The sequence below is a fragment of the Staphylococcus argensis genome (genome assembly GCF_002902305.1).
GTDB classification, from domain to species: Bacteria; Bacillota; Bacilli; order Staphylococcales; family Staphylococcaceae; genus Staphylococcus; species Staphylococcus argensis.
In genome coordinates, this window is the sequence record NZ_PPPX01000001.1 from 394,421 (window position 1) to 409,448 (window position 15,028).

At 40.4% G+C, this 15,028-nt stretch carries 17 protein-coding genes; 14 read left to right on the top strand and 3 right to left on the bottom strand.

Annotated elements, in window-relative coordinates:
* The 6 genes from CD039_RS12020 to CD039_RS02100 all read left to right on the top strand — a co-directional run.
* Positions 1-606: NAD(P)H-dependent flavin oxidoreductase (locus CD039_RS12020; RefSeq protein WP_240595029.1), on the top strand; the 606-nt coding region annotated here is incomplete at its 5' end.
* A 166-nt stretch (positions 607-772) separates the two neighbouring features.
* On the top strand, positions 773-1,621 hold the full coding sequence (locus CD039_RS02080) for a DUF72 domain-containing protein (RefSeq protein WP_103370922.1): 849 nt from the start codon (positions 773-775) through the stop codon (positions 1,619-1,621).
* Between the two features lie 12 nt (positions 1,622-1,633).
* Positions 1,634-2,458: a sulfite exporter TauE/SafE family protein gene (locus CD039_RS02085; RefSeq protein ID WP_103370923.1), complete on the top strand. Its 825-nt coding sequence runs from the start codon at positions 1,634-1,636 to the stop codon at positions 2,456-2,458.
* 18 nt (positions 2,459-2,476) lie between these two features.
* Positions 2,477-3,811 (top strand): bifunctional metallophosphatase/5'-nucleotidase, encoded by a 1,335-nt coding sequence (locus tag CD039_RS02090; RefSeq protein WP_103370924.1) that lies wholly within the window; start codon positions 2,477-2,479, stop codon positions 3,809-3,811.
* A 156-nt stretch (positions 3,812-3,967) separates the two neighbouring features.
* Positions 3,968-4,897 carry a lipoyl synthase gene (gene lipA / locus CD039_RS02095; protein WP_002472238.1) on the top strand — a complete coding sequence of 310 codons (930 nt, stop codon included), beginning with the start codon at positions 3,968-3,970 and terminating at the stop codon, positions 4,895-4,897.
* Between the two features lie 332 nt (positions 4,898-5,229).
* A complete protein-coding gene (locus tag CD039_RS02100) occupies positions 5,230-5,619 on the top strand; it encodes a YutD family protein (RefSeq protein ID WP_103370925.1) in 390 nt (129 codons plus the stop codon).
* Between the two features lie 145 nt (positions 5,620-5,764).
* On the opposite strand, the gene CD039_RS02105 is transcribed toward CD039_RS02100, so the two are convergent.
* Positions 5,765-6,031: a DUF3055 domain-containing protein gene (locus CD039_RS02105; RefSeq protein ID WP_103370926.1), complete on the bottom strand. Its 267-nt coding sequence runs from the start codon at positions 6,029-6,031 to the stop codon at positions 5,765-5,767.
* Positions 6,032-6,268: 237 nt separating this feature from the next.
* On the opposite strand from CD039_RS02105, the gene CD039_RS02110 reads away from it, so the two are divergent.
* From CD039_RS02110 to CD039_RS02120, 3 genes are read left to right on the top strand one after another with little or no spacing between them, the layout of a single operon-like run.
* Complete coding sequence (locus tag CD039_RS02110; RefSeq protein WP_103370927.1) at positions 6,269-6,691, top strand: DUF86 domain-containing protein; 423 nt, start codon at positions 6,269-6,271, stop codon at positions 6,689-6,691.
* A gap of 15 nt (positions 6,692-6,706) precedes the next feature.
* Complete coding sequence (locus tag CD039_RS02115; RefSeq protein WP_103370928.1) at positions 6,707-7,492, top strand: TIGR01457 family HAD-type hydrolase; 786 nt, start codon at positions 6,707-6,709, stop codon at positions 7,490-7,492.
* A 1-nt stretch (position 7,493) separates the two neighbouring features.
* On the top strand, positions 7,494-8,456 hold the full coding sequence (locus tag CD039_RS02120) for a 2-hydroxyacid dehydrogenase (protein ID WP_103370929.1): 963 nt from the start codon (positions 7,494-7,496) through the stop codon (positions 8,454-8,456).
* 58 nt (positions 8,457-8,514) lie between these two features.
* Here CD039_RS02120 and CD039_RS02125 read toward each other — a convergent pair whose 3' ends face one another.
* On the bottom strand, positions 8,515-8,757 hold the full coding sequence (locus CD039_RS02125; RefSeq protein ID WP_002472275.1) for a NifU family protein: 243 nt from the start codon (positions 8,755-8,757) through the stop codon (positions 8,515-8,517).
* A 104-nt stretch (positions 8,758-8,861) separates the two neighbouring features.
* Between CD039_RS02125 and CD039_RS02130 the strand changes: the two genes are divergently transcribed.
* Positions 8,862-9,197, top strand: a complete 336-nt coding sequence (locus tag CD039_RS02130; RefSeq protein WP_103370930.1) for a YuzD family protein — start codon at positions 8,862-8,864, stop codon at positions 9,195-9,197.
* 163 nt (positions 9,198-9,360) lie between these two features.
* Here the strand turns inward: CD039_RS02130 and CD039_RS02135 are convergent, their stop codons facing one another.
* A complete protein-coding gene (locus tag CD039_RS02135) occupies positions 9,361-10,425 on the bottom strand; it encodes an NAD(P)/FAD-dependent oxidoreductase (RefSeq protein ID WP_002472195.1) in 1,065 nt (354 codons plus the stop codon).
* Between the two features lie 475 nt (positions 10,426-10,900).
* Between CD039_RS02135 and CD039_RS02140 the strand changes: the two genes are divergently transcribed.
* The 4 genes from CD039_RS02140 (at position 10,901) to CD039_RS02155 (ending at position 14,983) form a co-directional block, all read left to right on the top strand.
* Positions 10,901-11,149, top strand: coding sequence for a YuzB family protein (locus CD039_RS02140; RefSeq protein WP_103370931.1), 249 nt, complete (start codon positions 10,901-10,903; stop codon positions 11,147-11,149).
* 325 nt (positions 11,150-11,474) lie between these two features.
* On the top strand, positions 11,475-11,834 hold the full coding sequence (locus CD039_RS02145; RefSeq protein WP_103370932.1) for a HesB/IscA family protein: 360 nt from the start codon (positions 11,475-11,477) through the stop codon (positions 11,832-11,834).
* A gap of 374 nt (positions 11,835-12,208) precedes the next feature.
* The gene (locus tag CD039_RS02150) at positions 12,209-13,417 is read left to right on the top strand and encodes an NAD(P)/FAD-dependent oxidoreductase (protein WP_103370933.1); all 1,209 of its coding nucleotides are present in this window, start codon (positions 12,209-12,211) and stop codon (positions 13,415-13,417) included.
* Between the two features lie 87 nt (positions 13,418-13,504).
* Positions 13,505-14,983, top strand: coding sequence for a M17 family metallopeptidase (locus CD039_RS02155; RefSeq protein WP_103370934.1), 1,479 nt, complete (start codon positions 13,505-13,507; stop codon positions 14,981-14,983).
* Positions 14,984-15,028: the final 45 nt, after the last annotated feature.

Genomic DNA, 15,028 nt, shown 5'->3' on the forward strand with positions numbered 1-15,028 from the left:
GCAACGACAGTGGAAGAAGCAGAAGCGTTAGAAAGTGCTGGTATGGACGCTATTGTTGCCCAAGGAAGTGAAGCGGGTGGTCACCGTGGTTCATTTACCGTTGATGAAGCAAATCAACCTCCGCTGATTGGAACGATGTCCTTAGTACCGCAAGTGGTAGATGCGGTCAACGTGCCTGTTATAGCTGCTGGCGGTATGATGGACGGTCGAGGTCTTGTGGCGAGTTTAGCCCTTGGTGCAGAAGCGACGAAATTCGGTACGGCTTTCTTAACTACTGAAGAGAGTGGCGCTTCAGCGCTTAAAAAGCAAGCGATTCTTGATAGCGATGAAACACAACCTACGATTACGAATGTCTACAGTGGTAAATTTGCGCGAGGTATTCGCAATCGCTTTATCTCTCACTTTGCCGATTATCAAAGCGAAATTCCTGAATATCCTATTCAGAACCAATTGACGACTGCAATTCGTAAGGCAGCTGCCCGAGAAGGCGATGCAGAGTATACACATCTGTGGAGTGGTCAATCTCCACGTTTAGCACGTACGATTTCTGCATCTGAGTTAATTCGTCAAATCGTGCAAGAAGCGGAAACAATGCTTCAGTCATAGTAGAATAGTGCAATGATAGAGGACCTCGAGCAGCGTTGAGAACATTTCAATGTGGACTCGAGGTCTTGTTTATTGGCTTTTATCCGCCTTTTAAGAATTTGTAAAAGCGAATGAATTCAATGAACGGGGTATACGAGATGTGGTATCATGAATGTGGTGATAGTTTATGATTGAAATTGGACTCACAGGTTGGGGCGATCATCATTCATTATATGAAGATGTGCAGCGTTCCACGGATAAATTAAAGACTTATGCGAGTCATTTTCCAGTAGTGGAATTAGATGCTACATATTACGCGATACAACCTGAAAGAAATATTAATAAATGGATTAAAGAAACGCCTGAACGGTTTAAGTTTGTAGTGAAAAGTTACCAAGCGCTGACGCTACACGCAGATTATCAAGAGTTTGCAGAGTCGAGACAGGCGTTATTTGACGATTTCAAAAAGATGCTTCAACCTTTGCAGCAACATCAGAAATTGGCAATGGTGCTCGTTCAATTTCCACCATGGTTTGACTGTAATGCGCGCAATATCCAATATATTCGCTACGTCAGAGAACAACTGAAAGACTATCCGATGTGTGTGGAGTTTCGTCACCAGTCGTGGTTTACCCCGCAATTTAAAGAAGAGACATTGTCGTTTCTTACTCAGAACCACATCATCCATTCAGTATGTGACGAACCACAAGTTGGACAAGGCAGCGTACCTTTGGTGAATCGAGTGACAAGTGATGTAGCGCTCGTACGTTACCATGGTCGCAATACGAGTGGTTGGACGAAACAAGATATGAGCGATCAAACTTGGCGTGACGTGCGTTATTTATATAACTATAATCAGGAAGAACTTGAAGATTTGGCACAGAAAGTGAAGATCTTAGAACAAAAGACATCTAAAGTCTATGTTGTCTTTAACAACAATTCAGGTGGACATGCTGCTCAGAATGCTCAGACTTATCAAGAGATACTCGGCATTGAATATGAAGGGTTAGCACCACAACAATTAAAACTTTTCTGAGGAGCGATTTAGATGCTAACGATTATTTGTTTGATATTGATAGGTGCTTTGTCAGCGATACTCGGTTCGTTAGTCGGTATCGGTGGCGGTCTGATTATAGTACCGACCTTAATCTATTTAGGGGTAGAACATGACTTACTGCACGGCATTACGCCACAAATCGCGATAGGGACATCTTCTGTCATACTCATCGTGACAGGTTTATCATCGACCTTTGGTTATATGAAGTCGAAACAAGTGGATTTCAAAAATGGTTCGATCTTTCTATTTGGGCTCCTGCCAGGGTCGCTCATTGGTTCAGTACTGAGTCGTTTCTTAACTTTAAATTCATTCGATTTATACTTCGGTATATTCCTAATATTAGTTGCTGTATTGTTGATTATCAGAAATAAAATTAAGCCGATTCAATTGTTTAATAAAGAGAAATATCGCCGTTCATACACGGATAATGAAGGCGTGACGTACCATTACAACGTACCGCCCATTTTCGCCTTTGTAGCGACGTTATTTATCGGAATTCTTACTGGCTTATTTGGTATTGGTGGCGGTGCTTTGATGACACCGCTAATGCTCATCGTCTTCCGTTTTCCACCTCATTTGGCAGTCGGTACGAGTATGCTAATGATCTTCTTCTCAAGCTTGATGAGTTCACTAGGTCACATGGTACAAGGGCATGTTGCTTGGGGTTACTCACTTGTCTTAATCATTTCAAGTATTATCGGGGCGCAAATCGGTGTGAGAATTAACCGTACCATTAAATCCGATACAGTCGTACTCTTGCTTAGAACGGTATTACTGATTATGGGTGTTTATTTAATTATTAAATCATTTTTATAACAAAGGAGGGAATGAGAGATGAAGCTAACGATTTATCATACGAATGATATTCACAGTCATCTTCACGAGTACGCGCGAATAGATGCTTATATGAAAGAACATCGTCCACAGCTTACGCATCCCTCTCTCTATTTAGATATAGGAGATCACGTCGATCTCTCTTTGCCTGTGACAGAAGCCACTGCAGGTTTGAAAAACGTGGAGCTACTGAATGACGCGCAATGTGATCTTGCTACGATAGGTAATAACGAAGGAATGACGATTTCACATGAGGCATTGAATCACCTATATGACGATGCGAACTTCCCCGTTACATGTGCGAACGTGTTTGACGAAGAAGGGAATTTACCTCGTAATATAGTATCTTCACATATTCAAACTGTGGAAGATGTTAATATCCTCTTCGTTGCAGCGACAGCACCTTTCACACCATTCTATCGTGCGTTAGACTGGGTAGTTACTGACCCGCTTGAAGCGATTAAAGATGAGATTGCTGCTCATAAAGGTCAGTACGACTTACTCGTGGTGATGAGTCATGTCGGTATCTTCTTTGATGAGCAATTATGTCAAGAATTACCTGAGATTGATTTGATTCTAGGAAGTCATACTCATCATTACTTTGAGTATGGTGAAGAGCAGAACGGTGTATTGATGGCTGCTGCTGGTAAGTATGGTCATTTCCTAGGCGAAGTGACATTAGATATAGAGGACAAGCAAGTTGTAGGTAAAAGTGCGATCTTGCATCCGCTCGATACCTTGCCGGAAGTAGAGACAGACTTTATTCAAGAAGGACAACGCTTGATGGATACCCCTGTACTCGATCATCCGATGTATCTACCACGTACGACGAATCGCATTTCTAAGACCGCTTATATGCTCGCGGAAAGTCTACAAGAATTTACGCATACAGAAGGCAGTATTATTAACGCAGGATTGATCGTCACTGACATTAATAAAGATCGAGTGACAGAATATGATATTCATCAAATGCTTCCGCATCCTATTAACGCTGTTCGCGTGCGTTTGAAAGGTGACACATTAAAGGCCATTATTGATAAAAGTCAGAAACAGGAATATCTTAATGAACATGCACAAGGACTCGGTTTCCGTGGAGATATCTTTGGCGGTTATGTGCTTTACAATATCGGCTATATCGAATCGGAAGGGCGCTATTTTATCGGCGACCGTGAAGTTGATGATGAAGAAACATATTCATTGGGCACGGTTGATATGTACACTTTCGGTCGTTACTTCCCGATGTTGAAAGGCGAGGCGATCGAGTATATCATGCCAGAATTTCTGCGAGACATTTTCAAGATGAAATTGACAGAAGTAGCTGAAGACGTTGAGTAATATGGGATTTGAGCGGCTTTGACTGAGCAGTGTAAAAGTGAATAAGATTTGAACGACAGTGAGAAATTGTTAAAGTCAAGGTCGCTAATGCGTTTTCATTTATACTTATTTTCGTTATAATAGATAGGAGAACTATACAGGAGGGTGTTCGTTGCTATGGCTACAAAAAATGAGGAAATCCTACGTAAGCCGGATTGGTTAAAGATTAAACTTAACACGAACGAGAACTACACTGGTTTGAAAAAAATGATGCGCGAAAAAAACTTACACACAGTGTGTGAAGAAGCGAAATGTCCTAATATTCATGAATGTTGGGGTGCACGTCGTACAGCAACATTTATGATTCTCGGTGCGGTATGTACACGTGCGTGTCGTTTCTGTGCGGTTAAGACAGGTTTACCTAACGAGTTAGACTTAAACGAGCCTGAACGTGTGGCAGAATCTGTTGAATTAATGAACTTGAAACACGTGGTTATCACAGCGGTTGCTCGTGACGACTTACGCGACCAAGGTTCAAACGTTTATGCAGAAACAGTACGTAAAGTAAGAGCGCGTAATCCGTATACGACGATTGAAATTCTCCCATCTGATATGGGCGGGGACTACGAAGCGCTTGAAACATTAATGGCTTCTAGACCTGATATTCTTAACCACAACATCGAAACAGTACGTCGTTTAACTCCAAGAGTTCGTGCGCGTGCGACATACGACAGAACGTTAGAATTCTTAAGACGTTCTAAAGAATTACAACCAGACATCCCTACTAAATCTAGTTTCATGCTTGGCTTAGGTGAAACATACGAAGAAATCTACGAAACTATGGATGACTTACGTGCCAATGACGTAGACATCTTAACTATTGGTCAATACTTACAACCTTCACGTAAACACTTGAAAGTTGAGAAATACTACACACCTTTAGAGTTTGGTAAGTTGAGAAAGGTTGCTCTTGAAAAAGGCTTCAAACACTGCCAAGCAGGACCATTAGTACGTAGTTCTTACCACGCTGACGAACAAGTTAACGAAGCAGCTAAGGAAAAACAACGTATGGGTGAAGAACAACTAAGTGCTGAAACAAATCAATAAGTCGTACAGGAATCAAGCGTAGGACATCGAATTAAATGCGTATCATATAATGACTACAACCAGTTTATATATAGATGATTAATGATTCATTACTATTTAGATAAATAGTCAATCATTATAATAAAGAGGAAGAGGTTGAGACAATCGTGTTGAGAACTGATGTGAGATCGAGACGGAATTCTGAGCTATTTACGTCACGTCCACATGAGATTGAGTTCTTTAAGCTCGTGAGCAATGAGAATTTACGAGTAACACAGTGAGGTCTCTACCTCTTTTTATAACTTTAAGGACTTAAGTGAAACTGGAAATACATAAAGGATTGAGCAAAGTTTATGATTAAGATTGATGATAAATACTTTGAACTAATTGAAGATTATCGGGAAGCTTTCAATGAGGAACAATTTGCGAAAAGATACTCTGAAATTCTGGATAAATATGATTATGTAGTAGGGGATATCGGTTACGAACAATTGAGATTGAAAGGTTTCTATAAGGACGCTAATAAGAAAGTAGATATGAGTAAACGTTTCTCTACAATTCAGGATTATTTGTTGGAGTACTGTAATTTCGGATGCCCTTACTTTGTGTTACGACGTATTCCACGTCAGGAGTTGAAGCGCTTGTTGGAACAAGAAGAGACGCAGCAACAAGATGGAGATGTGTGGAATGATAAGTTGAAGGACGTTAAGATTAAGCCTACCATTCAAGATACTGAGAAGTGATAGGGTAGTTGTAGAGGTCACTAAAATCATTTAGCCTAAAAAAGCGGGGCAATGGAATCAAATGAATTTCATTGCCTCGCTTTTTAAAAAATAGCATGTCTAATTATGAAATGTTACATGAATCACATAAAAATGACTTCTCATATTACTGAATGACTTCATTTAAATAACTTTGAATTTCTTCGCCTTCTGCTTCATTGACACCTAACGCATAAGCGACATAGCCTTCTTCTTCTAAATCATCTGAACCGATGAGCCCATAGCGATTATTTTGCATATTTAACACAATCGTTTTACCGTAATGACGGTCTGTTTGAATTAACATTAAATCATAACGACTTTCTTCTCCTACGAAACCGACAAATTGGACTTGTGCTGGCTCGTTGTAGTCATATAAATACATATCTATCATTATTTCATCCTCACTTTCGTAAAAAGTGTTTACATCCAATCATTTTACTATCAGAACCATCAGTACAGATGGTGAACATGGTATCTATTGTAACACGTGCTATAAGCGATGTTGATAAGAAATCACTTCCCGCAATTGGCGTGTATGAATGCGGGTTCAAAATTATGGTATCATGAAAGTAAGTGTGAAGATAAAGTAGTAGATTCAAACTACGAAACTATTTAAGAGGTGAATACCATGTACTTTGTAAATAAACAGAAACTTGAAGATAAATTAAATTATTTACAACAACTTACTGAAGATTATCCGGAGAATAAAGGGAATCGCTATGCCTTTGAACGTATAGCGCAAATGTTGATTGAATCTGCAGTGGATATCGGAAATATGATTATTGATGGCTTTATCTTGAGAGATCCGGGAAATTATCAAGATGTCATCGATATATTAGAGCTTGAAGGTGTCATTTCTAAAGATACGCAACAGGTGGTCAATGAAACAGTGGCTAACCGTAAGCAATTCGTGCATCGTTACGATGAACTGGATACAGAAGCGCTAGTGCCACTATTCGATCGTGCAGTGCCCGTATATCAAACTTTCGTTAAAGAAGTGCTACAGTTTTTAGAGAATGAGAATGTACCTATTACTGCTTTTGGAAAATAAAGGAGTGAACAGAAGATGAAGCAATATCAAGGTTATTTAATCGATTTAGATGGAACGATGTATCAAGGTAACCAAAAAATTGATGGTGCAGCAGAATTTATTCATTATCTCAATGAACATGAGATTCCACATCTATTCGTGACCAACAACTCTACGAAAGAACCTGAACAAGTAGCAGATAAACTCCATACGATGGGCGTAGAGGCGAACAGTGACGAAGTGGTGACTTCTGCGCTTGCCACTGCTGAATTTATCGCGGACAAAGACCCGGGCGCCACAGTCTATATGCTTGGTGGAAGTGGCCTTCGTACTGCCTTGACTGAGCATGGATTAAAGTTGAAAGATGACGAGTTCGTCGATTACGTTGTGATTGGTCTCGACGAAGCGGTGACGTACGACAAGTTAGCTACGGCGACGTTAGCAGTTAGAAATGGTGCGAAGTTTATCTCAACTAATAAGGACGTCTCTATTCCGAAAGAACGTGGCTTCATGCCCGGTAATGGAGCGATTACGAGTGTCGTTTCGGTTTCTACAGGCGTAGATCCGATCTTCATCGGTAAACCTGAGCCCATAATTATGAACAAAGCTTTAGATATTCTTTCTTTAGATAAAAAGAACGTAGCAATGATTGGCGATTTATATGATACGGATATCTTATCGGGTATCAATATTGATATCGACACGATTCACGTTCAAACAGGCGTGACGACGAAAGAAGAGCTTACTGAGAAGGATATCCCACCAACGTATACGTTTGCTGATTTAAATGAAGTGATCGCTGAACTCGAAGGAGCGGATTAAGTTGACTAAGATTGTAGTATCACGACAAATTCCAAAAGATTACATTCGTCAACTTGAGCAGTTAGGCGAAGTGGTCATGTGGGAAGAAAGCTATGAACCTATGCCACGGAAACATTTTTTACAAGAGTTGAAAGAGGCGACGGCATGCTTCATTACTTTAAGTGAGCGTATCGATCAGGAAGTATTTGAAGCGGCTCCACACTTGCAAGTCATCGCGAATATGGCGGTAGGGTATGACAACATCGATTTAGATTTGGCGCGTCAGTATGGCGTAACGATTACGAACACACCAGATGTCTTAACCGAAACAACGGCTGAACTGGGTCTAACATTGTTACTCACAGTAGCGAGACGTGTGGTAGAAGCTGAGCGTTACGTACAGAACGGCGAATGGCAAAGTTGGGGGCCATATCTTTTAGCCGGTAAAGACTTGCACGGTTCGACGGTGGGCATCTTTGGTATGGGAGCGATCGGTAAAGCGTTCGCGCGACGTTTGCAAGGATTCAACACGACGGTCTTGTATCATAATCGCTCTCGTCACGACGAGGCTGAAGCGGAGTTGAATGAGCAATATGTCGATTTCGATACATTGTTAACAGAATCCGATTTCGTCGTGTGTACGGCACCTCTGACGGATGCGACGCGAGATCAATTTGACGCCACTGCTTTTAGTAAAATGAAAAATGAAGCTGTCTTTATCAATATTGGGCGTGGCGCAATCGTGGATGAAGATGCACTCGTGAAGGCGTTGAAAGATGGAGAAATTGGTGGTTGTGGCCTGGACGTGCTACGCCAAGAGCCGATCGACATGAACCATCCTATACTCGAACTGCCTCAAGCTGTCGTCTTACCTCATATCGGTAGCGCATCTGAACAGACGCGCAATGACATGATTCAGCTGTGTGTAGATAACATTCGTGGTGTCCTAAACGAGGGCCAAGCGGTCACTGAAGTTAAAGCTTAGAATAGAACATAAAGAAACCGACGCGTGTCGATGCACGTGCCGGTTTCATCTCTCTATATTAAAATACTTGTTCTACTTCAACGACGCCCGGTACTTCTTCGTGTAAAGCACGTTCAATACCTGCTTTAAGCGTAATTGTTGAACTTGGGCATGTCCCGCAAGCACCGTGTAATTGCAATTTGACAATACCATCTTCTACATCGACGAGTGAACAATCCCCGCCATCACGTAATAAGAAAGGACGTAACTTCTCAATCACTTCTGCGACTTGATCGAACATCGTTGCGTTTTCTGTAGGCATGCGAAATGCCTCCTTTCAAGTATATTATTTCATCTTCTCGTTATTACTTTATTATAATAGATATGGACGAAAAAATCTATCATTGAAAACAAAGGGAGAGGCTTATGAATAAAGTTAGTGTAGTCGTTTACGGCGCAGATGTCGTATGTGCAAGTTGTGTGAATGCACCAACTTCTAAAAATACGTATGATTGGTTACAACCATTATTACAACGTAAATACCCAGATATTCAATTTGAATTTACGTATATCGATATTGAACATGATACGGAGAACCTATCAGATCATGATCAACAATATATTGAGCAAATTCAAGATGAGGAATTATTCTATCCGTTAGTGACGATGAATGATGAGTACGTCGCGGATGGTTATATTCAATTGAAAGACATTAAGCGTTTTATGAAAGCACGCTTTCCAGAAGCGGTACAAGAAGATTAAGTACTTCATAGGTGAAGTGTGTTAGGAACTTTAGGTAAAATATGAGGTTGTTTCGTTTTTCAATGTTATAACTCTCGTTGATTAGTGATATTTTTAGTATCTTAGATAAATATTTGTATAATTAAAGCGGTCTAGGGCAAATCCTAGACCGCTTTTAATGTCATTAACCATTATGATATTTGTAAAGCCAGAGCACACCTGATTTTAAAATAGATGCAAGACGTCCTGTAACAGTGCGGTCCATGATGTAAGCGAAACCTTGTTTTTCGCCTAGTGAACCTAAGAAACCTTGAATCTTAATCTCTGACATCTTCTCAGGTAATGGTTTGCCTTGCCATTGTAATTTCATCACATCAGCAATTTGGTCACCTTGTGCTTCAGCGAGCTGTGCACTTGGTGCGTGTGGTAATTCTGCGCAATCACCGACAACATAAACATTTTTATAAGTAGGAATTTGATGATATTGGTTGAGAATAACACGACCACTTTTACTAATATCAACAGGTAAATTACGCACGATATCCACCGGTTGGATACCTGCTGTCCAAACGACGAGGTCGACATCTTCTGGAATGTCATTGTTGAAAATACGACCGTCTTCTACACGGTTAATATTAGAGTTTGGAACGACTGTCACATCATTCTTCTTGAACCATTTCTCTATGTAACGACTGAGTTTCTCTGGGAAACGTGGCAAGATACGCTCACCGCGATCGTAGAGATAAATATCTAAATCACTGCGGCTTTCACGAAGTTCACTCGCGAGTTCAATACCGCTTAAGCCTGCACCTACGATACCGACTTTAGCGCCATTAGGCAATTCGCTGATGTGGTGGAAAGTCTCTCTAGATTTAGATAACGTTTGAATACTAAATGTATGTTCTTCTGCACCTGGTACATTGTGATACTTGTCTTCACAACCCAAGCCGATCACAAGTTCGTCATAGTCAATCTTAGTATTGCCGACTGATACGATTTGATCGTCTAAATCGATTTCCGTAATTTCTCCGTAAACCGTGTTAATACGTGGAGAATCTGGGAAGTTCATTCGAATATCTTTATCGGATTTCGTACCTGCTGCTAACTCGTAGAACTCTGGTTTCAGACTATGATACGGCATGCGGTCAACGAGTGTCAGTGAATAGTCCTTAGGCAGGGCGTTTGGCAAGATATGCGACATGATACGCATATTCCCATAGCCACCACCGAGTAGTACAAGATTTTTCATGTTCAATACCCCTTTAATCAGAAATTAGATTGTTGTAGTTACATCATGTTCAAAGTCTATCGTTAATTACTTCCGCACTAAACGACATCTCTATTCAACTGTATAGGTGTTGTGAAACGAGAAAGGTCGTTCACGAATGTATGCTTGTGAAGCGGTAAGATGACTTTAATGTAGCCCCACACTATCCATGATGTATTACGCGTTATATGTAGTTGATAAGAGACCCTTTGCTTGCTCTTACCATGTTGGAACGATATGAAATCATACATAGTTTATTATATGCTTTTTAATGTGCTACTACAAATAACTTTATAGGCAATGACTTAATTTTGCAATCGCTTTCTTAACTATTGTAAAAGGGTTTTAGCACTTTTTAGGTAATTGTTGAAAAATTTTTTAGTATAAATCAGCTTGTGGGCAATCGAGGGGTGTGTTTGTTATAATAAAAGAACTGAATCTGTAAAGAAGGTGAAATATGTTTCCACTTGTAGAATTTTGTGTTTCAAACATGGCCAAAGGCGGAGACTATGTTTATAACAAGTTAGAAGAAGATCCTGAAGTAGATGTTCTAGAGTACGGCTGCCTTCAAAACTGTGGTATTTGTTCGAGTGGATTATATGCCTTAGTCGATGGCGAAGTTGTTGAAGGTAACACGCCAGACGAATTACTTTCAAACATCTACAAGCATATAGAGCAACAACAAGAAGCTTGGGCAATGTTCTAATGCTTCTTGTTTAGATAGATAGCATTCAAATGTACGTTAATTTGATTTAAGCATAATAAGAATCATTAGCGAATTAACAAGAGTAGTTTACACAAAAATAGCAACTATGTAGAATCAAGTTCAATGAAGCCGCGAATTTACTACAGGTAAATGAGTGACGAAGGATTATCGCTTAATAAATTAAAAATGGCTGTAAATCAACAGCAAGAAACGCGGAGATAAGCCTACCGAAGAAGTGATTTTTACGATCACGTAAATGAACAAAGAGGTAGGCTTATCGACAAAGTAGATTGCGCTTGATTTTACAGCCAAAGGAGGAGAAAATATGAGTACAGTGACATTGACAAAAGCAGCAGCATACGAAGTCAAAGACATGCTCCAACAAAACGACATGCCTGATGGCTACCTTAAGATTAAAGTTGATGGCGGTGGCTGCACGGGCTTAACTTACGGCATGTCTGCTGAAGAAGAACCTGGTGAGAACGACGAAGTGCTTGAATTCTACGGTTTGAAAGTGCTTGTTGATAATTACGATAAACCTGTGCTTGAAGGCACAACGATTGATTTCAAACAATCCTTGATGGGTGGCGGATTCCAAATTGACAATCCAAATGCCATCGCTTCATGTGGTTGTGGCAGTTCATTCAAGACTGCGAAAGTTTCAGGCACACCTGAAGAGTGCTAAATAGTAGAGGACCGATATATGTGTTAAGGTGTAAAAAGAAAGCCTTTTCATATATATCGGTTCATTTTATCACTGATATTGTGAAATTTCGCACACATCCCCGATAAGTGCTTGAAATGATACTATAAAAACTATAAGATTATATATGGATGAAAAATGTCTTTTTTATGAATTGTTTGTGAAAACTCGGGTAAAATACAGTGTGATGATTAATAAATTGTGACAAAGGCATCGTGGTTTGATGTAAGATGAAAGGTGTTATGTAGCATAGCAACTCAGTAAATTGCTTTGTCACAGCTAACGTATAACGTCTTCATGCTGTCATTTAAAAAGACGTATAAATAAAAATAATTATGAAAGCTTAGGTGAATAAAATGGCTCAATCTCGTAAAAAAGTATTAGTTTTAGGTGCTGGTTACGCAGGCTTACAAACTGTAACTAAATTACAAAAGCAACTCTCTAAAGAAGACGCAGAAATTACATTAATCAACAAAAATGATTACCACTACGAAGCGACTTGGTTACACGAAGCTTCAGCTGGTACATTAAGCTACGAAGATGCACTTTACCCAGTAGAAAGTGTATTAGACAAAGATAAAGTGAATTTCGTAAAAGCAGAAGTTAAGAAAATCGATCGCAATGCACAAAAAGTAGAAACTGATGCTGGCGTATTCGACTACGATATCTTAGTTGTTGGTTTAGGTTTCGAAAGCGAAACATTTGGTATCGACGGCATGAAAGATCATGCTTTCCAAATTGAAAACATCTTAACTTCACGTAAATTATCTCGTCACATCGAAGATAAATTTGCTAACTATGCTTCTTCTAAAGAAAAAGATGACAAAGACATCGCTATCTTAGTCGGTGGTGCAGGATTCACTGGTATCGAATTCTTAGGTGAATTAACTGAACGTATTCCTGAATTATGTAACAAATACGGCGTAGAACAAAGCCGTGTACACATCACTTGTGTTGAAGCTGCACCTAAGATGCTTCCACAATTCTCTGATGAATTAGTGAACCACGCAGTGAGCTTCTTAGAAGACAGAGGCGTTGAATTCAAGATTGCGACACCTATCGTTGCAGCTAACGAAAAAGGTTTCGTAGTTGAAGTTGACGGTAAGAAAGAACAATTAGAAGCTAACACTGTAGTATGGGCAGCAGGTGTTCGCGGTAACCACATCATGGACGACGCATTTGATGGCGTTAAACGTGGTCGTATCGTAAACAACCAAGATCTTACAATCAAAGGTCATGACGAAATCTTCGTTATCGGTGACTGTTCTGCATTCATCCCAGAAGGTGAAGAACGTCCATTACCAACTACAGCTCAAATCGCTATGCAACAAGGTGAAACTGTTGCTCAAAGTATTTACAACATCTTACACGGCGAACCAACAGTACCATTTAACTACGTAGATCGCGGTACAGTATGCTCTCTTGGTTCACATGACGGTGTAGGTGTCGTATACGGCAGAGACATTAAAGGTAAAAAAGCTGCATTTATGAAGAAAGTCATCGATACACGTGCAGTATTCAAATTAGGTGGCGTAGGCTTAGCATTCAAAAAAGGTAAATTCTAATAAATCAAAGCTTAATCGCAAGAGGGGCCTGTCATAATGACGGGCTCCTTATTTTTATCAAGAAAGATTTAAAGGGGAGTGTACAAGATGAAAGCACAATTTGTTTCAACGAAGGACAAGGCAGAACAAGTTCTTATCGTCGGTTTACCTGCACATCTCAATCAATTAGATGAGCTAGCAGTCGAGGGGCAAGATATAAAGCCCGATTTAGACGAGCTCAAGCACCAACAAATTGTAGGAACGACTGTAGGTCAAATTGGTTCAACATTTTACTTATTCAACGATCAGCCTCATCGTCTTATCACAGTTGGGCTTGGTAACCTTAAAGACTTAAACACGCAAGATTATTTGAAAGCATTTGGCAATCTATTTCAATATTTACAGTCAGAACGTATTACTCAAGCCTCTATGCTACTAGAGTCATTCAACAATCAATATTACACATCACGTTCAATCGTGGAACTCATCGGTCTCCAAAGTGAACGTGCGACGTATCGCTTTGATAATTACAAATCTGATAAATCAGCGCCTTATCAATTAACGCTGAGTATACACACAGAACAATCAGAGGTCTCTGCAGAACTTGAAACAGGACAAATAATAGGAGAAGGCATCAATGTCGCTCGCGATTTCAGTAATATGCCACCAAATATATTGACGCCTGCTTATTACGCAGAACAGATTAGCCAACATTTTACAGATAAAAGTGTGGACGTCGACGTCAAAGATGGTGAGCAACTACAACAAGAAGGCTTCGGACTCATTCACGCGGTCGGCAAAGGCTCAGTAAATCCGCCGCATCTCGTTACGATGACCTATCAAGGGGGCGCGAAAGATCAAGATCCTATCGCGCTCGTTGGGAAGGGCGTGACGTACGACTCAGGCGGTTATTCTATCAAGTCGAAGTTAGGTATGCAGACGATGAAATTTGATATGTGTGGCTCTGCAAATGTTGTTGCCATGATTTCCATTGCAGAAAGACTACAACTGCCTATCAATATCGTAGGAGTGGTTGCACTCGCGGAGAACATGATTAGTGAACAATCGATGAAACCAGATGATGTCTTTACCGCGCTTAGTGGTGAAACAGTCGAAGTGTTAAACAGTGACGCAGAAGGTCGACTCGTCTTAGGCGATGCAGTCTTCTATGCGAATCAATTCCAACCACGCTATATTCTCGATTTCGCAACATTAACAGGTGCAGCCGTAGCAGCGCTTGGCGAGGACAAAGCAGCAGCCTTACGTAATGATAATACAGCACCGCTAGATGACATCTTGCAACTTGCTTTAGAGGACGGCGACCCTACCTTCGAATTGCCAATCACTCAGGCTGAGAAAGACAAGATTCGTCGTTCAGCTGTAGCAGATCTCGTCAACCATACGAATGGTCACGGTAAAGCACTATTTGCAGCTAGCTTTATTTCACATTTCGCAGGAAGCACACCGCATATGCATTTTGATATTGCAGGTCCTGCGACGCGAAGTACAGGCAATCACAATGGTCCAGCTGGCCCAACAGGTTTCCTTGTAACTACGATTGTGAATTGGTTACGTCAACAAGGTTAAACGTTGTTGACTTATACGGATAAAAGGGTTCTCGAGAAGCTTTAA